6 protein-coding genes are annotated in these 6,000 nt (G+C 61.6%); 2 read left to right on the top strand and 4 right to left on the bottom strand.

Annotated features, from left to right (window positions below; translation table 11 throughout):
• The coding region (locus HMPREF0762_RS06360) for an IS3 family transposase (RefSeq protein WP_006362717.1) at positions 1–976 on the top strand (976 nt) is incomplete at its 5' end.
• 298 nt (positions 977–1,274) lie between these two features.
• Here the strand turns inward: HMPREF0762_RS06360 and HMPREF0762_RS06355 are convergent.
• The 4 genes from HMPREF0762_RS06355 to HMPREF0762_RS06340 all read right to left on the bottom strand — a co-directional run bounded on the left by HMPREF0762_RS06355 (position 1,275) and on the right by HMPREF0762_RS06340 (position 4,956).
• Positions 1,275–1,859, bottom strand: a complete 585-nt coding sequence (locus tag HMPREF0762_RS06355; RefSeq protein ID WP_245935541.1) for a class I SAM-dependent DNA methyltransferase — start codon at positions 1,857–1,859, stop codon at positions 1,275–1,277.
• Positions 1,860–1,878: 19 nt separating this feature from the next.
• Positions 1,879–2,631 carry an ABC transporter ATP-binding protein gene (locus tag HMPREF0762_RS06350; RefSeq protein WP_006362714.1) on the bottom strand — a complete coding sequence of 251 codons (753 nt, stop codon included), beginning with the start codon at positions 2,629–2,631 and terminating at the stop codon, positions 1,879–1,881.
• On the bottom strand, positions 2,631–3,743 hold the full coding sequence (locus tag HMPREF0762_RS06345) for a FecCD family ABC transporter permease (RefSeq protein WP_006362713.1): 1,113 nt from the start codon (positions 3,741–3,743) through the stop codon (positions 2,631–2,633). The genes HMPREF0762_RS06350 and HMPREF0762_RS06345 overlap by 1 nt, the downstream gene beginning before the upstream one ends.
• 82 nt (positions 3,744–3,825) lie before the next feature.
• Positions 3,826–4,956 carry an ABC transporter substrate-binding protein gene (locus tag HMPREF0762_RS06340; RefSeq protein ID WP_006362712.1) on the bottom strand — a complete coding sequence of 377 codons (1,131 nt, stop codon included), beginning with the start codon at positions 4,954–4,956 and terminating at the stop codon, positions 3,826–3,828.
• A gap of 227 nt (positions 4,957–5,183) precedes the next feature.
• On the opposite strand from HMPREF0762_RS06340, the gene HMPREF0762_RS06335 reads away from it, so the two are divergent.
• Positions 5,184–5,996 (top strand): flavodoxin domain-containing protein, encoded by an 813-nt coding sequence (locus HMPREF0762_RS06335; RefSeq protein WP_006362711.1) that lies wholly within the window; start codon positions 5,184–5,186, stop codon positions 5,994–5,996.
• The last annotated feature ends 4 nt before the right edge of the window (positions 5,997–6,000 follow it).

The following is a 6,000-nucleotide window of genomic DNA, read 5'->3' as shown; positions in this document are numbered from 1 at the left end:
GGCGGGCCTTGAGCCTGCCCAGATAGAGAACCTGCTGCTCAGGGCGGTGTTGGCCGACCTAAAAGCGGGCGGGTGGGACCCGGCTTCGATCTCGAACAGGAGCAAGTGCGAGCTCGGCGAGAGATTGAGGCGGGCGACCGGCCTGCCCCTCCGCTCGATCACCGGTTTCTTGAGGATATCGAAGAGCTCCTATGAGTACCACAGGGCGAGGCTCGGGCGCGACAAGTACGCCGACCTGAGGCGCGAGGTCCGTTCCCTGTCCGAGGAGGGGAGGCGGGCCTGGGGCTACCGCGTGATATGGGCCCGTCTGAGGCGGCGGGGGATCCTCGTCTCGGAGAAGGTCGTGCGCCGCATCATGCGCGAGGAGGGCGTCGGGGCCGTCTACGCGAGGCGCCGCCGCAGGCGCTACAGCTCCTACGCCGGGGAGATTTCGGAGGCCCCTCCCAACCTGGTCGGGCGCGACTTCCGCGCCGACTCCCCCGACGAGCTGTGGCTCACCGACATCACCGAGTTCCGCCTGCCGTGCGGCTCGAAGGCCTACCTGAGCGCCGTCGTGGACTGCTTCGACGGCAGGCCCGCCGGCTGGGCCGCGGGCCCGCGGCCCGACGCGGCCCTCGCGGACGCGAGCCTGCTCGCGGCGCTCGCCCAGAGGCGCCCGGGCGCGCGGACGACCGTCCATTCCGATCGCGGCGGCCACTACCGCTGGCCGGGATGGGTCTCTATCTGCGAGCGGCACGGGCTGGCGCGCTCCATGTCGCGCAAGGGGTGCACGCCCGACAACGCCGCGATGGAGGGGTTCTTCGGCAGGCTGAAGAACGAGTTCTTCTACTACCGCGACTGGCGCGGCGTGAGCGTCGACGGATTCGTCGCGAGGCTGGAGTCCTACCTCGAGTACTACCGGAGGGACAGGATCAGGGAATCGCTTGGGTGGCTGAGCCCGGACGAGTATCGGAGGAAGCTCGGATACGCCGTGTAGGCGGTCCAAGAAATCGTCCGCATCCCCTTCTGAGAATTTTCTCGAAGTCGATTTCTCGGTTTGAATATCTTCAGCTCTACATGTTAATGAGATGTTTGCATCCTCTCGGCTCAGGTTTTTTGACCTGATGCATGACGTAGGGAAGCCCACGAAGCGATTCTCAGAACTTTCGAATACTGGAATGTGCAGGCGAAAGACTCGTGGATTCTCTCAGAACATGGCATCTAAGGGCGGAATGCCGCGCATCGCCTGAGCGAGCTGAGCCGGTTTCGCGATGCAGCATCCGATTCGCCCTGAGCTACTTCCTCCGTCCCGCGAACGCGTAGAAACCGGGCGCATCGACCATCGTGTCGATGTCGAAATATGTCTTCCAGGGTTCGATCTCTTCCTCAATGGAGCGAAGCTCGCAGCTCACGGTATCGGATACGTGCTCCTTCGCATGATGCCGGTTGATTTCGTCGCGACCCGTCCCGTGCGCTATAACGAAACGTCCGCCTGGAACCACCAGGCGCGCTGCCGCTTCGACGACGGCGTGCTTGTCGAGCATGTGCGGATAGGCGTTGTAGATGACGAGGGCATCGAAGCCTTCTTCGTCGGCGACATCGCAGATATCGCAGGCGATGAAACGTACGTGCGTTTCATCCGCGAATCGCTTTCGAGCTCGGGCCACCATCTCTTCGGCCACGTCGACGCCGACGACCTCACGTGCACCGGCCGTCAGGCAATGCGCGACCATGGTGCCCGTTCCGCACCCCGCGTCGATCACGCGTCCGTCCGCGCAGTCGGCCAAGGCGGCCACGGCTCCTTGGACGGGGCTTGCACCGGGCTCGCATCCGGCCCATTCTTCCGCACGTCCATTGAAGTATGCAGCGATATTGTTCATGAGAACCATTCCTTTCTTTTCAGAGGGCCACGACGACGCGGCGGCCCCTGTGTTCGATGATATCCGTTTCCAATCCATAGATGCTCAGCATGCGTTCAGGCGTGACGACGGACGCGTCGCCGAGCGCATCCACCTGCCCGTCTTTGATGAACAGGAAGGTGTCGCAATAGCGGAGCGCCAGGTTGATATCGTGCATGACGGCTGCCGCCGCGATGCGGCGCCGATCGACCTCCGTGCGAATCGCCTGCATCACCTCGTGCTGGTTCGCGGGGTCCAGGTTGTTCGTGGGTTCGTCCAGAAGCAGCGTGTCGGTTTGCTGCGCGAACGCGCGTGCCAGGACGACCTTCTGGTATTCGCCGCCCGACAGTTCGTCGACGTAGCGCAGCGCGTAGTCGGCCAGGCCGAGCCGTCCAAGCACGTCTTCCACGACGGCGTGGTCTTCGCTCGAAGGTCCAGCGTCGATATGGGGATGCCGTCCCATCAGCACTGCGTCGTAGACGCTCAGGCGCGTCGCATGGCTGTGCTGGGCCACATAGGCCACCTTGCGTGCGCGCTCGCGCCTCTGCACGCGGGGGAGAGGCGTGCCATCCAGCAGCACCGATCCTTCCTGCGGGCGCATGATGTCGACGAGCAGGTTCATCAGGCTCGACTTCCCGCTTCCGTTCACGCCGAGCACCGCGAGGAATTCCCCGGGTTCAAGGCGTATCCCCACGCCTTGGAGCAGCGGCCGGGCAGCATCGTAGGAAAAGCGCAGGTCGCGACCTTCCAGCATCAGCGGCTCACCCCCTTGAAGAGCAGGTAGATGAACAGAGGGGCACCGATGAAGGCGGTGATGGCCGATATGGGCAGGATGAGCGGCGCGACCACGGCATGGCAGGCGATGTCGGCCAGAAGCAGCAGGCTCGCGCCGACGAGCGCCGAGGCGGGCATCAGGTAACGATAGTCTGCTCCGAGCAGGCGCCGCGTGATATGCGGGGCCACAAGCCCGACGAAGTTGATGATGCCGCAGAACGCGATGACGCATGCTGCGGCAAGCGAAGCCGCGACCATGCAGGCAAGGCGCGTGCGTCCCACGGCCACGCCGAGCCCGTGGGCAAGCCCTTCGCCCGATTCTATGGCGTTGAAGCTTCTCGAATGCGCGAGGAAGAAGGTCCCGCTTACGGCGGTTACGATCGCCATCACGGCGAGCTGGCTCCAATTCACGCGGGAAAGGTCGCCGAAGGTCCAGAAGACCACAGCTGCCACCTGGGAATCCTCGGCGAAGTACTGGATGAGGGTGGTGCCTGCGGTGAACAGCGCCGACAGCGCCACGCCGGCGAGCACGATGCTCTCGGGCGTCATCTCGCGCAGGCGCGAGAGCCCGAGGATCACGGCGGTGGAGAGCATGGCGCCCGCGAATGCGCAGGCGGCGGTCATGACGGGATTAACCGAAGAGGTCGCGCCTTCGAAGGCTGAGGCTCCGCCGCCAGCGATCAGGATGATGGCGACGGATGCTCCGAACGCTGCGCCCTGGGCGACGCCGAGCGTGCTTGCCGAGGCGAGGGGATTGCGCAGCACGCTTTGGAATGCGCAGCCCGAAAGCGAAAGCGCGATGCCCGCGACGAGCGCCGTAAGGATGCGGGGCAGGCGCATGTTCACGATGACGGCGGTCGTCTGAGCGTCGGCCGTGCCGACGATGACGCTCAGGATGTCTGCAGGAGAAAGCGCGATCGTCCCCATGCCCAACGAGGCGCAGGCGATCGCCATGGTCGCGATCGCGATGCCGATGACCGCGAGCCGCTTCTTTCGCAGGTATCCACGATATGCTCCCGCGCCTGCGGGAGCTGCGGATGCCGATTTCGCACGCAGGCGCCCCCGTGCGCGCTGCAGCCTGATTTCTTCCATCGTGCCTCACGTTCGAGGGCCTTCACGCCTGGCGACGGGAAGGCCCTAAGTCCGTTCGCTTCCTCGGTGTCCTCGCAGAAGGCTAGGAGAAGGAAAGCGTCTTGAAATCCATGCCGGCGTCTTTCATTGCGGGACGGAAGTCGCCGCCGAGCATCGTCGTGAATATTTCGGAGTACGTTGCCTCCAAGTCCACGTCGGCGAATGCCTCGGGGTAGAGGGTCGCGCCGATGAAATAGGCATCGCAGACGCCCATCTCGACGTTGGTCCCGTTCATGTTGTATGTGGGCTGGGTGTAGAGGCGGCCGTTCTCGAAGGCGGAAAGGCCGTCGAAGAACGCCTGGTTGTCGGCGTAGTCCTTCTTCATGAGGTCCATGTTGCCGGCGTTCAGGAACATGACGTCGGGGTCCCACGCGCCCAGCTGCTCCAGATCGACGTCGACGGCGCCCTTCTCGCCGAGTTCGTCGGCGACGTTCTTGCCGTGCACGGCATTGAGCGGGGCGTAGTTGCAATAGCTGCCGGAGAAGCTTTTCGCGCCCTTGTAGTTCACGGCGCCCACGTACACGCTCGGACGGTCGGCGTCGTCGATCTTCGCGGTACGGCCGTCCAGATCCTTCTGCCAACCTTCGAGCGCGCGCACGGTCGCTTCGGCATGCTCGGAGGTGCCGAGCGCCTCGCCGACCACGCGGATGGACGCGTACACGTCGTCGGAGAAAAGCTGATTCTGATAGGAGATGCCGACGACGGGGATGCCGGTGGCCTGTTGCAACGCATCGCATTCCTCGGCGCTGCGGCTCGAGATGATGACGTCGGGGTTCAGCTCGAGCATCTGTTCGGCGTTGACGTTGGTTTCCATGAGGTGGCTGCCGTTGCTTGTCGCGGGAAGCGATGCGAACAGGTCGGCGTGGACGACCGTGTAGGGACGGCTCATGGAGGGTTCTGTTTCCATCTCGGTCACGGCGACGAGCTTGTCTTGGCCGCCTGCGTACACGACGAAGCGCGCGCCCGAGCCGACCGTCGCGGCGCTCTTCACGTCTGCGGGAAGGGTGGCGGTACGTCCGTAGACATCGGTCACGTCATGCGTCTGGGTTGTGGCCTCGGCCGGGGCATCGGCATCGGACGCATCTTCCGCGCTCGTCGTCGAGCAGGCCGCGAGGGCGAAGGCTGCGAGCGTTGCGGATAGCGCTAGCATGAGCCATATGCGGAACGTCTTCATCTTTCTCCTTAGGGGTATTCGCTTCGGTGTTACGTATATGCAAACCATAACATTCTCCTTCGCTTGGATGAAGGAGAAAACGGCTGATTTGCCATGACATGCTTGTATAAGGAAAAAAATAGACAGAGATGATGCTAAGTTAGCAGAGAGCGGCCAGAACCTAGGGATCCATTCGAATATCTACGCCATATGGAAAAGGCGGATTACTGAAAAAGGCAGATGTGCATATGAGGGTGAAGGCGATTTACTTTTCTCCTACAGGAACGACCGAAAAGATAATCGAAAGCATAGTCAAGGGAATCGGTCCAGAGGAATTAGACTGCATCGACCTGACCAAAAGGGATGCAATCGATCGAAAGGGCCATGCCGGCATCGGCAAGGAAGACCTCGTTCTTGTAGGGGCTCCTGTGTACGGAGGCTTTTTATACAAGGATTTCAGGAATTACATCAAGTGCATAGACTTCAATAACAGACCCGTCGCAATAGGTCTCCTGTATGGGAATGCAACCGTCTTGTGTGCGAAGAGCGAGATCGTTTCCCTGGTACAAGAGAGGAGCGGCAGAGTAATAGGGTATGGGGATTTCGTTGGGGAGCATTCGTTTTCAACGAGAGAAATTCCCGTTGCAATCGGCAGGCCCGATACGGACGACCTCAATACGGCCTTTTTATTCGGGAAAGATCTTAGGAATGCATTGGAGAGAGCGCATGCGACGCAATGCGATCAGCATATGCGATTGCTTGGCACGTGCATTGGCCAGGTGGCCGACATGAAGCCCTTGCATACCGGCAAGAGGTTTTTCTCCGTCCCTCGAACCGAGCGAGAGCTCTGCAATCGATGCGGCGTATGCATAAAGAAATGCCCTAGAGCCTGCATCGATCAAGAATTTCGAACCGACGGCAATGAATGCATCGTTTGCATGGCTTGCGTAAAGGCATGCCATAGCAATGCTCGTGCGACCAAGGCCAAGAGCCCATTGGTATCATATGGGTTGAGGCTGATGAATAGAAGAAAAAACGAATCGAGCTTCACGGTATGGTAAGAGG

Source organism: Slackia exigua ATCC 700122, assembly GCF_000162875.1.
In the GTDB taxonomy this organism is placed as follows: Bacteria; Actinomycetota; Coriobacteriia; order Coriobacteriales; family Eggerthellaceae; genus Slackia; species Slackia exigua.
The sequence above is the reverse complement of the archived record's forward strand: the minus strand, read 5'-3'. Positions and strand labels throughout refer to the sequence as shown.

Bases quoted from the DNA above. Each gene is read 5' to 3' on its own strand.
- HMPREF0762_RS06355 (WP_245935541.1), bottom strand. From the start codon at position 1,859: ATGAACAATATCGCTGCATACTTCAATGGACGTGCGGAAGAATGGGCC.
- HMPREF0762_RS06350 (WP_006362714.1), bottom strand. From the start codon at position 2,631: ATGCTGGAAGGTCGCGACCTGCGCTTTTCCTACGATGCTGCCCGGCCG.
- HMPREF0762_RS06345 (WP_006362713.1), bottom strand. From the start codon at position 3,743: ATGGAAGAAATCAGGCTGCAGCGCGCACGGGGGCGCCTGCGTGCGAAA.
- HMPREF0762_RS06340 (WP_006362712.1), bottom strand. From the start codon at position 4,956: ATGAAGACGTTCCGCATATGGCTCATGCTAGCGCTATCCGCAACGCTC.
- HMPREF0762_RS06335 (WP_006362711.1), top strand. From the start codon at position 5,184: ATGAGGGTGAAGGCGATTTACTTTTCTCCTACAGGAACGACCGAAAAG.